The 19,232-nt window shown below is 35.9% G+C and carries 14 protein-coding genes; 4 read left to right on the top strand and 10 right to left on the bottom strand.

Going from position 1 to position 19,232, the window contains the following annotated elements; genetic code table 11:
* Positions 1 to 612 precede the first annotated feature (612 nt).
* Positions 613 to 2,409 carry a transporter gene (locus tag GQR44_RS10140; RefSeq protein WP_166371712.1) on the bottom strand — a complete coding sequence of 599 codons (1,797 nt, stop codon included), beginning with the start codon at positions 2,407 to 2,409 and terminating at the stop codon, positions 613 to 615.
* 814 nt (positions 2,410 to 3,223) lie between these two features.
* On the opposite strand from GQR44_RS10140, the gene GQR44_RS10135 reads away from it, so the two are divergent.
* Positions 3,224 to 3,964: an oligogalacturonate-specific porin KdgM family protein gene (locus GQR44_RS10135; RefSeq protein WP_166371711.1), complete on the top strand. Its 741-nt coding sequence runs from the start codon at positions 3,224 to 3,226 to the stop codon at positions 3,962 to 3,964.
* Positions 3,965 to 4,144: 180 nt separating this feature from the next.
* Here the strand turns inward: GQR44_RS10135 and GQR44_RS10130 are convergent, their stop codons facing one another.
* From GQR44_RS10130 to lgt, 5 genes are all read right to left on the bottom strand, one after another.
* The gene (locus GQR44_RS10130; protein ID WP_166371710.1) at positions 4,145 to 4,870 is read right to left on the bottom strand and encodes a 3'-5' exonuclease; all 726 of its coding nucleotides are present in this window, start codon (positions 4,868 to 4,870) and stop codon (positions 4,145 to 4,147) included.
* Between the two features lie 43 nt (positions 4,871 to 4,913).
* On the bottom strand, positions 4,914 to 6,773 hold the full coding sequence (locus GQR44_RS10125; protein ID WP_166371709.1) for a putative nucleotidyltransferase substrate binding domain-containing protein: 1,860 nt from the start codon (positions 6,771 to 6,773) through the stop codon (positions 4,914 to 4,916).
* A gap of 506 nt (positions 6,774 to 7,279) precedes the next feature.
* Positions 7,280 to 7,993, bottom strand: a complete 714-nt coding sequence (locus tag GQR44_RS10120) for a FadR/GntR family transcriptional regulator (RefSeq protein ID WP_166371708.1) — start codon at positions 7,991 to 7,993, stop codon at positions 7,280 to 7,282.
* A gap of 317 nt (positions 7,994 to 8,310) precedes the next feature.
* Positions 8,311 to 9,162 carry a thymidylate synthase gene (locus tag GQR44_RS10115; protein WP_166371707.1) on the bottom strand — a complete coding sequence of 284 codons (852 nt, stop codon included), beginning with the start codon at positions 9,160 to 9,162 and terminating at the stop codon, positions 8,311 to 8,313.
* Complete coding sequence (gene lgt, locus GQR44_RS10110) at positions 9,162 to 9,998, bottom strand: prolipoprotein diacylglyceryl transferase (RefSeq protein WP_166371706.1); 837 nt, start codon at positions 9,996 to 9,998, stop codon at positions 9,162 to 9,164. Before lgt ends, GQR44_RS10115 begins: the two co-directional genes overlap by 1 nt.
* A 639-nt stretch (positions 9,999 to 10,637) precedes the next feature.
* Here lgt and sstT point away from each other — a divergent pair.
* Entirely contained in the window at positions 10,638 to 11,870 is a 1,233-nt protein-coding gene (gene sstT, locus GQR44_RS10105; protein ID WP_166371705.1) for a serine/threonine transporter SstT, read from the top strand.
* Between the two features lie 131 nt (positions 11,871 to 12,001).
* Here sstT and ptsP read toward each other — a convergent pair whose 3' ends face one another.
* Both ptsP and rppH read right to left on the bottom strand, forming a co-directional pair.
* The gene (gene ptsP / locus GQR44_RS10100; protein WP_166371704.1) at positions 12,002 to 14,272 is read right to left on the bottom strand and encodes a phosphoenolpyruvate--protein phosphotransferase; all 2,271 of its coding nucleotides are present in this window, start codon (positions 14,270 to 14,272) and stop codon (positions 12,002 to 12,004) included.
* Positions 14,273 to 14,303: 31 nt separating this feature from the next.
* A complete protein-coding gene (rppH, locus tag GQR44_RS10095) occupies positions 14,304 to 14,837 on the bottom strand; it encodes an RNA pyrophosphohydrolase (protein ID WP_028868637.1) in 534 nt (177 codons plus the stop codon).
* A gap of 649 nt (positions 14,838 to 15,486) precedes the next feature.
* Here rppH and mutH point away from each other — a divergent pair.
* On the top strand, positions 15,487 to 16,158 hold the full coding sequence (gene mutH / locus GQR44_RS10090) for a DNA mismatch repair endonuclease MutH (protein WP_166371703.1): 672 nt from the start codon (positions 15,487 to 15,489) through the stop codon (positions 16,156 to 16,158).
* Between the two features lie 82 nt (positions 16,159 to 16,240).
* Positions 16,241 to 16,570 (top strand): hypothetical protein, encoded by a 330-nt coding sequence (locus GQR44_RS10085; RefSeq protein ID WP_166371702.1) that lies wholly within the window; start codon positions 16,241 to 16,243, stop codon positions 16,568 to 16,570.
* A gap of 150 nt (positions 16,571 to 16,720) precedes the next feature.
* Here the strand turns inward: GQR44_RS10085 and GQR44_RS10080 are convergent, their stop codons facing one another.
* Together GQR44_RS10080 and GQR44_RS10075 are read right to left on the bottom strand one after the other, a co-directional pair.
* On the bottom strand, positions 16,721 to 17,269 hold the full coding sequence (locus GQR44_RS10080; protein ID WP_166371701.1) for a DUF2301 domain-containing membrane protein: 549 nt from the start codon (positions 17,267 to 17,269) through the stop codon (positions 16,721 to 16,723).
* Positions 17,270 to 19,078: a diguanylate cyclase gene (locus GQR44_RS10075; RefSeq protein ID WP_166371700.1), complete on the bottom strand. Its 1,809-nt coding sequence runs from the start codon at positions 19,076 to 19,078 to the stop codon at positions 17,270 to 17,272.
* Positions 19,079 to 19,232: the final 154 nt, after the last annotated feature.

Here is a 19,232-nt window from a genome sequence, read left to right as displayed (position 1 = left end):
TCAAGATGCTGATAATTAGCACAACTTTAATCTACTGCATACATTTTCATAAAGATTATTAAGCTTTTAGCCCTCCCGTAACTTATATACCGGTTACCAATCAATAGGCATGATTCAATCATCAATTCGAACATCATGCGATGTGGCATGATGTGCCTTGGACATTTGGTGCATTAACTTCCCATCTGAAAGTGTAAAATAAGTATTTTATTTAAATACCTAATTCTCAGTGCTTAATGCTTACTTAGTGCTTATCGAATATTACAACGTCATCCTATATTTAAAATAAGAGTTAGTGCTCCACAGGGCAAGCCGTGATGCACACATCCTTATTCCTATTATAAAAGGGTAATAAAGCAACAATTTAATCCGTTAGATCTTTATGTTTATTGAACCGATTCACCGAAGCGTTAACTAATTTTTGTATCTTGATGGTAACCGATATAAATGGAGGTATGAGGTTTGTTTCAAATAACAGCAAACGAGTGATTTAAGGTGATAGCGGATGTAAAACTGAAGTTAAAGCAGGGTTTATTTAACGCAAAAAAAAGCGGTTAGATAAACTAACCGCTTTATATTAGAAAACAAAATTAAAATTATATACGAATGAAATTAGCTCAATTCAGGCAATTTATCGTTATTATCGTCATCATCATCTTCATTAACAACACTAACAGCTTTCACTAGTAGTAGACCTATAGCGAACACGATACCGCCACATAAAACAAAGATTAAACTTTCGCTAAATGTATTTGGCAAGAAGAACATTCCCATAATACCAATACCAGCAATCGCAATTAATTTACCTAGCATTGTACGTTGTTTGTTATCAAGGTGAGCTTGAGCACTAGACGTATTATGTAAAGGTGTTGCTAAGTTATTAAAGAAAGTATCGATATCTTTTTCACGATGCTCTGCTAAAGGTTTGTAGAACGCCATCGTACAGATAAAGAAACCACCAGTAATAACAATATGACCGATTAGACCAAGAGCAACTTTAAGATCTTTCCATTCACGACCCGTTAAAGCAGTATCTAGATTGAACCAGTTTTGAATATCTCCTGCAGTGATAACTAAACCAACGTAGTAAGATACACAAGCGCCCACTAGTAGTGTTGCCCATGCAGCCCAGTCCGGTGTTTTACGAATGAAGAAACCTAGGAACGTAGGTACTGTCATAGGGAAACTGATCAAGGCACCTACATACATCATCGTATCAAATAAGCTCAAACCTTTAAGTGAGTTGATGAATAATGCAACACCAATGATAATTAAACCAAACACAGTTGAGGTAATTTTAGAACAAGTTACTAACTCTTTCTCAGTTGCTTTAGGACGAACTACAACTTGATAGAAGTTTTTAACAAAGATACCTGAGTTACGATTTAGACCTGAATCCATTGAAGACATTGTCGCCGCAAACATTGCAGAGATAAGTAAACCAACCATACCAGCAGGCATGTACTCATCAACAAAGTATAGGTAAGCATAATCAGCTGCTTTTTTACCCGCGTCAGGGTACATAGCTGATAAGTCAACACCAGTAGATGCAAGGAACCAACTTGGTAGGAACCAAATTAATGGACCCATTGTCATTAATACACAAGCTAATAGTGCAGCTTTACGAGCATTTTTTGAATCTTTTGCTGCAAGGTAGCGGTATGAGTTAAGCATGTTATTAGTAATACTGAACTGCTTAACAAAAATAAAGAATGACCATATAGCAAAGATACTTAAGTAGTTAATCTGTGTACCAACAAGGAAGGTTACTTCACGTGTTTGCTCAAAACCATCAATGATATTTGAAATACCACCACCAAGATTAAGCGCCACAATCGCACAAGTAATAGTTACTGCCATGATGATAACCATCTGCATAAAGTCAGATGCGATAACCGCCCATGAACCACCTGTTACAGACATTGCTAATACAACAAGTCCAGTGGCCCATATAGTATATTCGATATCAACGTTGAATAGACCAGAAGCAATGATAGCGAGTGCGTTTAACCAAATACCAGCATTAATAACACTGGTTGGCATGCTAGTCCAAGTAAACACTTGCTCATTTTTACTACCAAAACGTTGGCGAACTGCTTGAATTACCGTTACAACACGTAGTTGGCGGAATTTAGGAGCAAAATAGGCGAAATTCATAAAGTAACCGAATGCGTTAGCCATGAAGATAATCGCTACGGTAAAACCATCGTTATATGCCTTACCGGCTGCACCAGTAAATGTCCAAGCACTAAATTGTGTCATGAAGGCAGTTGAACCTACCATCCACCAGAGCATGTTACCGCCCCCACGAAAGTAATCACTTGTATTGGTTGTAAATGTTCTAAACATCCAGCCAATGGCAATGAGAAATAGGAAATAAACTCCTACTACTAATAAATTAAAATCCATATTGATGTCCTTTAGAGTTAATAAGATTATGTAGACCATATAACAGAGCTATGTTTATTTGTATTACAATAGTAGAAGTATGTGATTAGAATCATGTTTAATGATGACTGTTTACAAATAACCTAACCTAGATCAAATTCAAGCGGCTTCTTAATAAATGAAATAAATCCAGTGACAAAGCAAAAGCTTAAAAATAATTGCTGCAATTATTTTAATAAAAAAATAAAAATAACATTAAAAAACAATGACTAACTATAATTAAAGAATATTAAAGCTAATTTTTATTAACCTTACGCTAATGGAATTTAAATATAAAAGGCTAAAAATAAAGTTTGGATAGTTTGCGGCATATGAATAAAAAAAGAAGAAACGAAGTATTTATAATAATGTCATTAACAATAAGAAGGCTTTGCCACATAAAAAACACAAAAACAACACACCACCCAAAAGTAACACAAATTAAATCCAATAAATGTTATCCACCTCTCTATAAATACCAATACCTTACATTTAAAAACAAAGAAATTAAATGCAAGCCATTGATATAAAACAAATTTAAAATAAGTAGAAATACAGGGAATAATTTAACTATAAAAATAAGAGCCCTATCACAGAACAAAACAACAAAAATTATGTATTCTATTTGTATTATGAAATGCTAATTAAGAATCGGTATGGAATAAGAGATTTAAGTTTTACTGCTCAAGATGTAACAAAACCTATTTGGTTTTAATTGAATGTAACAACAATCGACTTATTAGCAATAAAACTAAAACATAAATTTAACATATCAACATCAACATGGATGATAACAATGAAATTACAAAATAAATTAATATTTGCTGTTGCAACAACCTTATTATCAGGTGCAGCTTCTGCTGCACAAATCGATTTCCGTCATGAATGGCGTTCGCATGATAATAAAGAAGCAAGTCGCGTAAAATTAGGCACTGGCTTCAATATTGAGAGTGTTGATAACCTAAAAGCAAACGTTGGTATTGAGATGAAGTTTGCCAGCTTTGACAGAACTAAAACGCTGAGCAATACAGAATTGACGGAAACAGAGTTAGACTTAGGTTTAACTTACAAAATGGGTAAGTGGCAAATTAAACCAGGTATGCCCATTGCTTTAACAGATCGTAAAACGACATTTAAACCACAAATTCGTGTTGTTTATAAATCTGATTTTGGTTTAACCACTGCATTACGTTACCGCCATGAATTTGCAAACTATTCAGATCCTACGGATGGTGATACCAACGTTGAAACAGGTTTAAAGGTAAACGATCCAACTAAGTCTAAAGTGACATTAACGGGTTCTTATAAATTTGAATCTTTACCTAACTTAAAGTTAAGTTACGAAGCTAACTACATTAAGTCATGGGATAAAGTTAAACAATTTGATAATAAAGATTGGGAATACGATGCAGGTATTGTTGTCGGCTACCAATTCGGCAACTGGCGTCCATTTGCAGAAATTTGGAGTATAGATGAAGGTTCAAGTTCAAGTAAAAGACAAGCTAAGTATCGCGCTGGTATTAAATACAAGTTCTAAAGCAATAAAATGATTTGGGTCCTTAAAAGGCGGCTTACGTAAAGTGAGTCGCCTTTTTTGCAAATTATAAATATCAACTTATTAATGTGTACTCAGTTGTTTCAACATGTTGTTAAGTGTTTCGAGCATATTGTTAAGTGAGCAAGTATCACACCTCATTTCATTAAGTGTATGAAAAAGTTAAAATACTCTGCTGTAATCAAATTTCATATGACGTACCCTCGAATCTGCACCTTCAAAACATTTTTTTAATAATGCTAAGTACAACTCCCCTGTGGCTAAAGAATCTACCAGTGCACCATGTGCTGAATATTCGGGTAAATTGTGTCGAGCACGAATAGACCCTAATCTAAAGTCATCAGCACCAGAGCTATCTTTATAAGCATGTAAGGATTTCTCCATCTGTAAGGTATCAACCCATAACAAAGGTAAAGGCGGTAATTGATATTGTTGCGCAATGTAGTAGTTTAGAAAACGCTTTTCCACGACACTACCATGCACGATAAGCACTTTTCCTACCAGTTCATCTAATAATGTATCAAGCACCTCAGCCCAAGGTTTACCTTGTTCAAGCATTTCAGGGACAATATGGTTGATCACTGCGGTTTCAGCTTTAATATTTTCTGCACTGTTAATTAAGGTTTCTACAGCTTCAGATAGTAACAATTGTTGATTAATTAATGGTAAGTAACCAACACTCAATAAAGAGTCATATTTAGGGTCAAAACCCGAGGTTTCAAAATCCACAGAGAGGTAATCAAGCGAAAAAATATCTTCGTCTAAATCAGGTAAAGGTGCGGATAATAGCGCTTTTATATTATCAGGCACTTGGTGTTTATTGAGATAACGTTCACGCTCTCGCTTTAATTTATTGAGTGGATGAAAATGTTTTAAAATCAGACGCATAGTTTCCTTTTATTAATCAATAACCCTAACATAAGTCTTTTTACTAACCATTAAACTTTAGCTTGGTGTAATCTTGCAAGTCTGCAATGATCCTAAAGGCATCTTTTAAGTGCTTTCTTTCAAAACTACCAAAAGTTTCAGGAACAATATTATTATCAGGTACTTTACCTTCCTGTAAGGCACTTAACTGATGTGACAAACGTACTTGTGTCAGGAATTGAAATGAACCTTGTACATTTTTAAGCATATCTTCGCTTAATAAATTATGTTCATGAGCATGTTCAAAACGAGCCATTGTTTCTGCTTTTTCTGAGCCCGATGACAATCCGTAAATACGCGCTAAATCAACCAACAAATTAATCGCAAACTTTTTGATATTTAAGGTTTTAGAGTTTTCGCCGCTTTTCTCTAATACTAATGAGTTAAAAATACCTAGTGGTGGACTCACTGAGACTGAGTCTCTCACCATTGAAGATAGAAAAACATTTGAAGCCTTAATACTGGAAAATAGATGTGCTTGAAGTTCTTTGTTGAAGCTTTCATTGCCATATAACCAACGTGTTTCTAAAAAAACAGTGACATTCAAAAGACTCTCGTACTCTGGATTAGCTACCCACTTACTATAAGAGGCTTTCCACACTTTTAATGGCACACACCATTTAGGATTAACGGCCATAAATTTACCACTACACAAAGGATAAGCACAGGCATCTAACGCATTACATACCCACATTGCAACTCCTTGAAAATAAATACGATCTGCCGCCGTTGCATCATCAGCCAAAATAATTGCATTATCTTGATCTGACAACATATGCACTTCATTACGCGCATGGGAACCTGCCACAATCCAAGCAAATTCACAGGGAGGTTTGCCAAAATGGCCTTCTGCTATTTGTAATAAGCGGCGATTATAAGCATCCATGATCATGGTCATAACATGACCAATAATATCGCCACTAACTTTACCTTCCACTAATGCTTCAAAAATAGCTTGTCGCTCGGGTGTCAGTTTTGTCAGGTCTGCGACACTATTGGCGTATTTAATTTTTTCAATTAAGAATACTGCCTGTATTCTATTATTTCGAACTAAATGTGTTGTTGTCAGTACACCAAGTACTTTATTCCCCTCAACCACGGGTAAACTACGTACATTATTTTGCATCATGATTGATGATGCCTTAAGTACTAAGTCATTTGGTCCAATAGTTAGGGGATTCGGAGTCATGATCTCTTTGACTGGGCGGTTATAATCTAATCCAGCGACAATTACCCGTTTAGTCATATCACGGTCAGTTATCAAACCAACAATTTCACCGTTTTCGGTGATCACCGCCGTTGGTGAGCACACTGCCATGATCTCTTCAGCGACTTTTCTGATTGGTGTACTGGAGTCTGCGACTACAATTTTATCACTGGCGACTTCAGAGACTTTTTTAACAAAAATGCCCTTCTCACTATCTGACCAGACAACATCGAGTGCAGAATGCAAGCGTACTTGAACGTTACCAGCAAAGTGTTCTGCAAAATCAGGATACTCTTCTAGTAAGCGTAACAAGTCTGAATGCGGCACCAAATAAAGCAGGGTATTTTCAATAGCAATGGCATTGTAATCCTGTTGAGACTCTTTATGTTTATCTAAAAAAGTAAAACCAAACAGATCTTCAGGCCCTAATTTGGCTCGCAACATACCATTATGCTTACGCTGTTCCATGGAGCCAGTACGGATCACATATAGATAACGCAGCTCCTGATCTCCACCAAATTGAATTTGCTCACCTTTCGCCAAATAAGTTATTTTTATACAACAAGCTATTTTACGCTGTAAATCTTTTGGCAATTTATCAAAGGGATCAATAGTGGCGATGAAGTCATGAACATTGGGGATCAAAGTTTGAGGCATAAACAGTCCTTTAAATGGCATCAATAGACTAAACCCAAAAACCATCTCTAGAGCAGTGGATCTTCCGAGGTTATTTTCAAGTGACTTGTATAAGATACAATCTATGTAATTGAGTAAGTTTATATAAAATAATGTTATATAAACAGATGGCAAGCTTACAAGAAACAGCGAAAGAGAGTGGTTTTAAAATTTAATTAAATTATTATCTGTTTCTTTTCAAGCATACTAGCTGTCTTCAGCGCACTAACTACTTTCAAGCGTACTGAACTAAATGTTTTCAGGCATAGCAATTTTGACAGTTTAGGTATAAACATCTAGACCGCTGGGTATATAAATATTTAGGCATCTAGCTAAACAGACACTTATTCTAAGAGCCTAGAGATCCTACTAGATCCTCTAATTACTGTTCAGTAATCGTTAAAGTACCCTAAGACTAAAAACTAACTTTTATCTTACAAGTCAAAATCCTAATAAAATATTGTAATACAATAAAAATAAAAAAGTTATTATTCAGTACTTGGTAAGCGGCGCTTACTTTTACTTAACAGCTCTACATTTGCTTGCCGCGCTTTGTTTGCATCTCCTGCCATTATTGCAGAATAGATAGCTCGATGCTCTCCAATACAGGTGCTGCCTTTAATTGAAGAATGAGCAATAAAGCTTTTAAACATGGTGCAGAGAACGTTTGCAAGCGGTAAATAAAAACTGTTTCCCGTAGACAAAAATATCAATCGATGAAATTCCATGTCAGCTTCAGTCCAACGCTCAAGGTCGAAGTTTTTAGATATATAATCCATCTGTTGAAACGTAGCAGACAATAAAATACGCTGCTCTGCGGTTGCGTTTTCAGCCGCCAATGCTGCAGCTTCAGGCTCTAATGCATTGCGTAGTGATAAGAAATCACGATAAACAGCATTATTATCACCAATACCTGTCAACCAATCTAACAATTGAGAGTCTAAAAAATTCCAGTTTTCCCGACTTGTTACACGCGTTCCAACTTTAGGTTTTGATTCCAACAGCCCTTTTGATGTCAGCAACTTAATTGCTTCACGCAGTGAGGTTCGGCTGACCTTAAACTGTCCGCATAGTATCATCTCACCTGGAATTATTTCATTTTGAGCTACTTCTCCTGAAAGGATTTTACGCGCGATCTCACGTGCAACTTGCACATGTAGGCTACGTTTTCCTCCAGCGATTTCTTCAAATGCATTATGCATAAGGTATATTCCTTTAATAAAGTCACTTAATAGTAATACAAATAGGGCGACTTTCATATACACAAATACTAAGGCTATTTGTCTTCTGTGATTTATGTAGGTAAATAACTTTCATGTTTTGTAGTATTTGTGAACTAATACTCAGGTATAAATCTAAAGCAAGTCAGAAATGCCATCGTTAATGTGAAAAAATCCTAATTTCATTAAATGAGTTTTGCCAAGGCAGTCGCTAAGAGAAAATAGCTAGTAAAAAGCCCACTATAAAGTGGGCTTGAGTTTATTGTTTCGTGTATTACAAGATTAACGTCTTGAAATGCTTATACTGAGAAAGGATATTTAATCGCCTCATGGCATTGGTAATTAAGCACTTCAAAGTCATCCATCGTTACCCACGTTTCTAAGTCTTCAAGGGATTTAATTTCTGGATTAATCTTCAATTGTGGAGATGGAAAAGGCTCTCTTTTTAATTGTACCTCTTGCATCAAGCTTAATTGGTCTTCATAAATGTGTGCATTAACAATTTTATGATAGGCCTTACCCGCTTTTTTACCGGTGATTTGTGCTATTAATGCTAAGAAAGCAAATACTTGCACTTGGTTAAAATTAAGACCTAAAGGCACATCACACGAACGCTGATAACTAGTGAGGTGCAACGTATCGCCTAATAATGAAAAAGTGTGCGTGTGCATACATGGACGAAGACAGCCCATATCAAATTCACCGGGATTATAAAAAGTAAGTATCTCAGCGCGGTCATCAATACCGTTTCTTAAGTTATCAACAATTTTTCTTAATTGATCTAAGGTAGTTCCATCGGGTTTTGCCCAAGCACGCCCTTGCACGCCATAGACTCTCCCCATATCATCTTCACCTTTACGGTATTTATTATTTAACCATGCCTCATTTAAATTAGCATTCGCATCCCACGTTTTTGTGCCTAAAGCACGGAAATCTGCAGCATTATCATAACCACGGATATAACCCAAAAACTCCGCAATAGCAGATTTATAAAAACTCTTACGAGTGGTGATCATGGGTAATTGATTATTACCGACGTCATACTCTAAATCTGCATTGATCACCGTTAAACAACGTTTACCAGTGCGCTCGTTTTCAATCCAAGTACCTTGATCAATAATGCGTTGGCATAACGCTAAATATTGTTTCATTATTTCTTACCTTTATTTTTTTTAGGTTGGCTTTGCGCTACTTCAACTGGATTGGTTTTGTAAGCATAAACCATCAAACCAGACCCAATCAGGATCATAGGTAAAGATAGAATTTGCCCCATACTCAATCCTAACGTTAATAAACCAAGCTGTGCATCTGGTTCGCGAGCAAATTCAATAATGAAGCGGAATATACCGTAACCTAATAGGAATAAACCAGCGACAGAACCTGCGGGTTTTGGTTTGCGAATAAATAATAATAAGATAATTAAAAGTAATACACCTTCTAATGCAAACTCATAAAGCTGTGAGGGGTGGCGTGCTAAAGGCCCTGCATTTGGGAAAATGACACCAAAAGGTGAATCGGTTACTCTTCCCCATAGTTCAGAGTTAATAAAGTTACCAATACGACCAGCTCCTAGGCCGACTGGTAATAATGGCACGATAAAATCGCCAACGGATAAAATTGAACGTTGATGACGTTTAGCATAAATGATGATCGCAGTAACCACACCGATTACACCACCATGGAATGACATGCCGCCTTCCCAAATCCTAAATAGGTATAATGGGTTATCTAAGAAGCTAGGCAATTGATAAAAGAAAACATAGCCAATACGTCCGCCGAGAATAACCCCCATGAATCCAGCAAATAAAAGATCACTTGCTTGTTCACGAGTCCATACACCATTGGAGTTATCACAAACTCTATTCGCCATCCAAAAAGCATAAGCAAATCCAACTAGGTACATCAGGCCATACCAACGAATATCTAAGGGGCCAAGACTAATAGCGATCGGGTCGATATGGGGTAATACATAATGAGATGATGACATTTTATACTCTGGTTAGTGATTTTAATGGCGATATCATAACGTAATCCTCTCTCTACATTAAGCCGTTTTTGTCTATGATATTTTGAAAGGTAAAGTCAATGTCCAACGCTGCAGTTTTAAATCCACTTGCTATCATTAAATCCACTGCTACCAATGATATTGACTCAAATCCTTTTATTGCCCTAAATGTTATTGTTGACTTATATATTGTGCTCATAGTTGTAACACTGATATGAGATAGCTATTTAACGGTTATCTAAATTCAAGGTCTATTCAGCAAAAATTTTAAGTGATCTTTATTCACTTGTATAAAAATAAAGCAATCGACAGATAAATTTATTGCAACATTTCTTCATAAGGACATCAGCAATTAAGCGTATTACTACCTCTATCACCTTATTAATTAAAAATTAGTAATTACAGCACTATATCGCCGTTAATTATGCTATTTTCTTTGCCAAATTCTGATCTGTAATAATTCCTGACATATATGAGTTGTTACAATCACCCTAAATCAATCATTATAAAAATAACGTTATACCAATTAATTTAATAAGTGTGGTTGGTATTACTTATCGCTGAATGTCTAAATTAAGCATTTATGCCTTAATCGCTTTTAAAATAAAAATAGGAATATTTATGAGTTCAACCCCCACTCTCATCCAACGTATGATGAATGGCAGCTTAGTTTTACAGATTGTTGTCGGCATTATCGCAGGTGTTTGCCTTGCATCTATTTCACCAAGCACCGCAACTTCAGTGTCTTTTCTTGGTGGCTTTTTTGTTAGTGCATTAAAAGCTGTTGCTCCTATCCTTGTTTTTATTTTGGTTGCATCATCAATTGCCAACCAGACTAAAGGTACACATACTAATCTTAAGCCTGTTATTCATCTATATTTAGTAGGCACTCTATTAGCAGCAATTACAGCAGTTTTATTTAGTTACGCTTTTCCAACAGAGTTAGTACTGATTACTACTGATATTAACGCCACTCCGCCAGAAGGTATTTTAGAAGTATTAAATACACTGCTATTTAAAATAGTAGATAACCCTGTTAATGCGTTATTAACAGGTAACTTCATTGGTATTTTAGCTTGGGCTGTAGGCTTAGGATTAGCACTACGACATGCTAACCAATCGACTAAAGATATATTACATGACCTAGCACACGGCGTTTCAAGAATAGTACAGCTGGTTATTCGCTTAGCTCCGATCGGTATCTTTGGTTTAGTGGCAGCAACTTTTGCAGAAACAGGCTTTGATTCGTTAATTGGTTATTCACATTTATTAGCCGTATTAATCGGTTCAATGTTGTTTATTGCTTTAGTTGTAAACCCCATTATTGTGTATATCAAATTAGGCTCGAATCCTTACCCATTAGTCTTTCAATGTTTACGTGAATCAGGTGTAACTGCGTTCTTTACACGTAGCTCTGCGGCTAATATTCCGGTTAATATGGCTTTATGTCACAAATTAAAACTGCATGAAGATACCTACTCTGTATCTATCCCATTAGGTGCAACTATTAATATGGCGGGTGCTGCGATCACCATTACAGTATTAACACTTGCAGCAGTAAATACCCTAGGTATTGAGTTTGATATTCTAACTGCTATTTTATTAAGTGTTGTAGCGGCTATTTCTGCATGTGGTGCATCCGGTGTTGCCGGTGGCTCTTTATTATTAATACCATTAGCTTGTAGCTTATTTGGTGTTCCTAATGAAGTCGCAATGCAAGTGGTTGCAATTGGTTTCATCATTGGTGTGGTACAAGATTCAGCTGAAACTGCATTAAACAGCTCAACGGATGTTATTTTCACTACAGCTGCTTGTCGCGCTGAAGAAGCAAGAGAGTTAGCAGCTAATCGCTAAGTTTTAATCGCATCAAAAGTTAATTTCAAATAATTGGCTTCAAATAAAAAAACCGAGCAATGCTCGGTTTTTTGTTTTTGTTATATACTTTTTTGCTGACTTAAGTTGTTAGTGAAGCTTCACATTAAAGTTTACTTTTTACCTGCTCGAACAAAACCACCCAAACCTTTGGTATCTAAATAATCAATAAAGGTTTTTTTAATAAATGCACCATCATGTCCTTTTAGTGCAACTTGCGTGCATGCTTCTAACTCTGGAATGGTCACTTTATTAAGTAAATATTTAACCTTATTAATATTAAAAGCATTCATACTAAGTTTGCGATACCCTAAACCTAACAACATTAATAAACCGATCGGATCCCCAGCAAGCTCACCACAAATACTCACTTCAATGTTATTTTTTTGGCTCTGCTGTAAAATAAATTGCATTGCTTGTAGTACTGCAGGGTGATAACTATCAAACAGGTCTGCAACACGGCTGTTATTTCGGTCAACAGCCAATAAATATTGTGTTAAATCATTAGTCCCAATGGATAAAAAGTCCACCAGCGGAGCTAATTGATCAATAATAAAGATAGCCGAAGGCACTTCAATCATTACACCAATATCAGGTAGAGGAAATTGTTCAGCGGTTAAATGTTGCTCCCAACAAATCTCTTGCCATGCTTGTTCAATTAAACGCTTCGATTCTTCCACTTCCCCTACAGACCCGACCATCGGTAACATAATGCGCAAATTCTGTGTATTAATACTGGCACGTAACATAGCACGGATTTGAATCAGAAATATCTCAGGGTGATCCAGTGTTAAACGAATACCACGCCAACCTAAAAATGGATTTTCTTCAGTGATTGGGAAATAACTGAGTTGCTTATCGCCACCAATATCCAAAGTACGCATGGTTACTGGTAGATTTTTGTATTGTTCAAATAAAAGTTGATAAGTGCTGACTTGCTCTTGTTCTGTCGGGAAAGCGTTACTGAGCATAAAAGGTAGCTCAGTACGGTATAAACCAATACCAGAAAAATTTTGTTCTATAAACACGTCCGGTGTGGTGTTGAGTCCCGTATTCAGAAGCACTTCAATCTCACAGCCATCTTGGGTAATTGCCGCTTGATTTGCAACCAGTTCAACCAGCGCTTTCATCTCATTTTCTTCATCAAGCAGTATTTGATATTCTGCAATTAAAGAAGGCTCTGGCTCAATAATAATAGTGCCGGCATAGCCATTAATAATAATATTTTTATGCGCTAGATTTTTAACCCTTAAAGACACACCCAATACAGCAGGGATCCCTAATGCTCGCGATAAAATGGCAACATGAGAACTCAAACCACCTCGTACCGAGACGATACCTTTTAGTTTATCAGGTGGGATCATTGCTAGCATCGAAATAGTGACTTCTTCAGCAACGAGAATAATCTCTTCAGTAAAGTCTTGCTTTTCATCATCACGATTTGAGAGATGGTATAATAAGCGCTGGCCAACATCTCTAATCTCAACAGCCCGTTCTCTTAAGTACGGATCACTCATGCTCTCAAACTGTTGAATATAAGTTTCTGCTACGGTTTTAACGGCACTTTTAGCGGTTAAATGTTGTTCCCTGATTTGCACTTCAACTGCCGTTAGTAATGCTTTATCTTTTAATAAATGACCGTAAACATCAAATAACATAAAAGCATCTTTAGACACTTGTTCTTTAAGTGTAATCGAAACTTTAGAAAATTCATCTGCACAAGCTTGTACCGCATTACTAAAAGATTGCATCTCCAAATCAGGATCTTGACTTAACTCGATACTAACATCACTCAGTAATAAATGAGCTTGTAAAACATGTGCTTTATTGATCGATATGCCGGAACTCGCAGGGCTACCTTGTAAATGCACCGAGCGATTTTTGGGTGCTTTTTCATCGGGTAAATCTAATAAAGTCCCACCTAATACACTGCCCAGGTGGACAGCTAAGGTCACTAAAAATGATTCTTCTAACTCATTAAACAATCGTGGTAATCGCTGCTGAGCAACTAATACACCTAAAACTTGACGTTTATGAATAATAGGGACGCCGAGAAATGAACTAAATTGTTCTTCATTACTTGATGGTAGATATTTAAACTGAGGATGTTCTGAAACATTTGCTAAATTAATCGGTTCACCTTTTTGATAAACCAGACCAACAATACCTTCATTAAAATTAAAATGCGTTGCACCAACGACTTGGCTATCTAGACCTTCACTTGCCATCAATGTCAGCTTTTGAGTTTCTTTATTAGTAATAAAAATAGAACAACAATCCAAGATCATTGTACTTTTGGTTTGTTCTACTAATAAGTTCATAGCATCAGAAAGTGTACTTGCCTCACCGAATTGCTCTACGATTTGACGAAGTTGGCTGAACATAAAACTCTCCTATTAATAAGGGAAGAAGCAATTACTTGAAGGAACCTCGGCGAGGTCGTTTATTTCTCTTTTTATCTGATTTGTGCATTAACGAAAATGCTGCATGACAAAATTCAGCGAGTGCTCTTCGGTATACATCGCGTTTAAATGAAACCACTTGACGAACCGGGTACCAATAAGTAACCCATCGCCAATCATCAAATTCGGGATGGCCGCAAGTGTCAAATCCAATTTGCTCTTCTTCTGTTATCAATTGTAATAAAAACCAGCGTTGTTTTTGGCCAATGCATATAGGCGCGGGAGACTCCCAGCGTACTAAACGTTTAGGTAACTTATAACGTAGCCACTGACGGCTACTTACGACTACTTTTACATGCTCAGGTTTTAAGCCGACCTCTTCATATAACTCTCGATACATAGCTTGTTCAGGTGTTTCACCTTCTTTAATTCCACCTTGTGGAAACTGCCATGAATGTTGACCGAAGCGCTTAGCCCATAAAACTTGACCATTTTTATTACAAATGATGATACCTACATTGGAACGATAACCATCAGCATCAATCATTAAAAACCTTAATAAGGTTAAGATCCATCTTCATTTATACACAAGTAAATAGGCGATAACACGGGATGGATGAAATTATAATTATGGATGCATTCTTTCACAGAAACCCTTTACCATCAAACCGATAAACGCTAAAAAAATTAATCGATACTACCTGCATCACGTTTACGGAAAGTGTACTGTGAAATATATCCACTAAATCTGTGCATAACTATGTGCACAATTAAAATTTGATAAAAGATCTAGAAAACAACATAAACTTCAAGATCTTTATTTAATTATTTTACCAACAAAATTTTCAATATAAAACAATAAGTTATCTTTTAAAGATAAACTACCACCTTTTGACCCTGTCATTAGATCCAGTGTTTTTAATTCACAACCCAATGTGAATATCTTACACGTTTAAAAAATAGTCATTATCTATTTGAGTGCCATTTTTTGTTTAAAAAATAAACACTAAAACAATTTATTAGCCTACTTTAAGTTCTTTTTTAAAATAAATCTTAGGATCTTATGATCTATTCAGTTATCCACTAAAATTGTGCATAACTCTGTGTAAGTTCATTTTACAACTATGAATAACCCCAAATAAAAAAAACACGTATAATAAATGGGTCTATGTTTTTAAGCGGTTAAGAGAGTACCTATGAGGCCAACACCCCAATCAGAAGCTGAACTATTAGCCTATTGCGAAGCTATTGCTGGTTATTCATTATCGGAATTAGCTGACATTGCGAATGTTATTGTGCCTGAAAACTTGCGTAAAAATAAAGGTTGGGTTGGACAACTTATTGAATGGCACTTGGGTGCGGCGGCAGGCAGCAAACCAGAACAAGATTTCAAACACTTAGGGATTGAATTAAAAACAATCCCCATTGATAGTCAGGGTAAAGTTTTAGAAACAACTTTTGTTTGTAGTACTCCCATTCTACACACAACACACTTAACTTGGCATAACAGTAATATACGTAATAAGTTAAGCAAAGTATTATGGCTTCCTGTACAAGGTGAACGAAAAATCCCTCTTTCAGAACGTATTGTTGGTAACGGTTTTTTATGGACAGCCTCAACATTACAAGAGCAATTAATGCAGCAGGACTGGGACGAGCTAATGGAAAAAATAGCATTGGGTCAGATAGAGACGATTAGTGCTCGGGATGGACAAGTATTACAATTACGTCCAAAAGCAGCAAATGGTCAATGTGTTACCGATGCATATGGTGCACAAGGACAACTCATTAAAGTCCGCCCTCGTGGTTTTTACCTCAAGAAAGCGTTTACGCAGGACATTATTAACCATCAATTTAATCTAAATTAACTTTCATCGAATAGATGACTAGAATTTATACAGTGTTTAAAGTAAATTAAATACAGGATAATACCTTTAGGGAGCAACAAGTATGAGCATTAAAAAACAATTTTTAAAAAATAAACCAATCGTTAAAGTGACCTTTGAAGTAACAAAAGAGCTCGCAAACGGGGCAGCAAGTATCGATTTGTTGTCTGAACATAATCAATGGCAAGCCATTGAACTGAAAAAGTTTAAAAATGGTAAATTCAAGGTTGCTGAGAATATTTCAACTGAAGAACGTGAAGGTTTACAGTTTATTTACAAAGTAACTTCTGAAGCAGGTGAAGAATCAATACTGCTTCCTGATGGTGCTGATAACTACGTTGATAATGGTATGAATGATGGCGGTAAGAATGCTGTTATATTACTTACTGAATAAATCCTTTGTGGTTTTACAGTTATTTATAAAAAGTCGCTTTTGCGACTTTTTTGTTATCTTCTCTGCAAAACTCTAAAAAGCAGACTAAAAGTAAGTAACAGTCAAAATCTATATTTTAGGATAAATGACCACAGTGTTTAATGTTGGTGTTTAGTGTTGATATTTACTGCGATCACCAAGGTCATAATGCAACGGCATACGTAGTTTTTTGTAGGCCATGTAAGCGCTGATCAGTGCGCTCACTATTGCAAAAGTGGCTGCAATTATAGGTTTTGAAAAAACCACCCCATAATAGAAAACACACAATAATAAGGGATTTATTTTCACTATCATTAATGAAAAACAAAAGCTTTCTTTGTAACTCACACCTGCACAACAAATTAATAGCGCCCCTAGGCTTAAATGAGTGGCGACTTGTCCGCTACTAATAAAGCTTAAAGAAACTAACCACACACCTAACCAAGCACTAGTGACTAGAATATAACGAATATTTTTATCATAGATATGTAGATTAGCCGCCATTAAGAACACCGAAAAAGCTATCCACACTAAGCCATGTTTGTACCATACTGGATAGTACAATTGCTGCAACGCTATTATTAATAAGCTAATAGTGAAAAAGATCATGCCAGCACGATAACTAATGATGCTAACCTTATCGATCAAGGTGAGTTTTTCTTTGACTTTAATATCAGCCATTTATACGCTTTCGTTATGAATAGTAATACAGTTTCTACCGTTCTCTTTACTCTGATACAAGGCATCATCCGCCTGCTTAATAAGTTGCTCTACTGAGCTATTTTGATCTGGTATTACAGCGCTAATGCCAAAACTCATGGTGATAATTCCCCCTGGATTATGAGAATGAATAATGTGACTTTCTTTTAACGCTTGTTTTATTTTATTGGCAATTTGCCGGCCATCTTCTGCATTACTATTGGGTAATAAAATCACAAACTCTTCACCTCCGTAACGCGCACTTAAATCGGCACTACGTGTTGTTGATTGTTTGATCAAGGCACTGGTAATACGCAAGCAGTGGTCGCCATGTTGATGCCCATAAATATCGTTAAACTGCTTAAAAAAGTCGATATCAGCAAGAATTAAACAAAGTGAGCCTTTTTCTCGTTGTAGACGCATCCATTCTTTGGCAATAGTTTGATCGAAGAAACGACGATTAAATAATCCAGTAAGACCATCCTCCTGCGATAATTGTTGCAATGATTTATTAACAGCAATTAGTTCAGCGGTACGTGATTTAACCGTTTTTTCTAATTGATATTTAGCTTTGTACAAATTCAAATACAGTGTGCTTTTATTGACTTGTAAATCATGTACTCGATAAGCTAAGGCTAATGAGAAGACAACTAATTCAATCAACGATCCAAGCATAAAGCCATAACGAGTAAAGAAATTAAAAGGTAAAACCCCAGCATTAACGCCTGCAACAGCAAACACACCTAATGCATACCAACTCAACCCAAACAGAGCATAATTAGCGAGTGGTACTTTCTTAAAGTATGCAATGATATTTACTAACAATAGAAATAAAGTGCTTGGCATGGCGATATAGATAATTAAATAATAATAATGAGTGTTAATGCCACTAACCACACTTTGCAGGATAAACAATGCCATCAAGAACTGTAAACAAAAGTCTATTTTTGGCAAATTACTGCTGGTCTGTAATAATGTTCGAACAAACTGCAATAGAAAAACAAACGAGACGGAAATTGAAATTATATATAAATAATGCACTGATGCAGATTCAATGACGTATAGATCAAAGCCACTGTACATAAAGACAAAAATAATAAAAGTAACGCAGTACAGTACATAATGAAAATATAATTTGTCCCTTAATGATATCAATAAGAACAAATTATAAATAAACATAGCCAAGGACATACCAAAAAATAACCAGTATCCGGCAATCTCTATTTGCTCATCCTGCGCATATTGATAGGGAGACTTTACCTCAAGCCCGACAGTCACCAAATTAATCTCGGTATTGATCTTGGCATATATCGTTTTTATTTCGCCAGGCTGTAATGGCACACTAAAACTCGGTAGCCGATTATGAATATTACGCTCCGCAACAGGGATAGCTAAACCACTTTGATCATGAAACCATCGCGTATTCTTATGTTTCTTTTTAGTTGAGCTCGAATCTTTAACCCGATAGTAAATATCTGCTTGATAGAGAAAGGTTTCATCAAACTTAACGATCCGCTCTATCGCTTGCTCGCTTTGGTTGTGCATTTGAAATACAAACCAATAATTGGCACGTTCAACGGATATATTAATGCGTGAAGTGCTGTTATTTCCATCTAGATTAAGTTCACTGATATCATCAATGGTCATTGATTTAGAGTAATCAATATATAAATGTAATGGGAAATTCTCAGCTAGATAATTAGCTTCTGCAACTTGCAGTGGTTGGTAGTTATGGGCTAAAGAAACAGAACTCAAAAAAAGTGAGTATATAATCAAAAAAATACGTAACATAAAAAACCATCCGGTTTGCTTTAAACTTCAAAATACAAAACAAAAAGATGATTTTAAAGTAAAAATTTAGTAACAAGTAATATATTTTCAAAAATATGCGTTTGCTCCGACTCAATCTTGACTACCACTGTAATAATTCACAGTGTATTATGAT

It is taken from the genome of Psychromonas sp. SA13A, from assembly GCF_011378715.1.
GTDB lineage: Bacteria > Pseudomonadota > Gammaproteobacteria > Enterobacterales > Psychromonadaceae > Psychromonas.
Note: the sequence above shows the minus strand (reverse complement) of the source record. Positions and strands in the feature narration are given on the sequence as shown.